At 48.4% G+C, this 370-nt stretch carries 1 pseudogene; it reads left to right on the top strand.

Annotated features, from left to right (window positions below):
• Positions 1 to 265 (top strand): annotated as a pseudogene (locus R7Z47_RS24935) (Bcr/CflA family multidrug efflux transporter); the annotation flags it as partial.
• Positions 266 to 370: the final 105 nt, after the last annotated feature.

Raw genomic sequence — 370 nt, 5'->3', positions numbered from 1 at the left:
AATCGTAGTAAACCGTGCATTGGCAAGTGCGAAGCAAAGCCCTGCAACCGCAGCTGGTTTGCAAAACAGCCTGCAAATTACCGTGAGCAGCCTATCAAGCGCACTAGTTGCCGCGATGGCAAGCCAAGCTCAAATGGTTACGGGCGTGGCAATCGTCATTTGTATGGGTGGCTTGTGGATGGGTTACATTCTGTCGAATCGTGAACTCTCTAAGCATTTCACTACACCTGACAACGCTCGCGTCGTCAGCGAAGATGAACTTTAAGTCTGTACTTCAGTCCATCCGATCATAATAAGAGCCGCGTAAAGCGGCTCTTTTCATTTATAAACTTTTCAGTCCCCACTTCTGAGCAGTCTGCTTAAAGAAGCC

The organism is Vibrio sp. 1641 (assembly GCF_033339995.1).
Taxonomy (GTDB): Bacteria; Pseudomonadota; Gammaproteobacteria; order Enterobacterales; family Vibrionaceae; genus Vibrio; species Vibrio alginolyticus.
The sequence above is the reverse complement of the archived record's forward strand: the minus strand, read 5'-3'. Positions and strand labels throughout refer to the sequence as shown.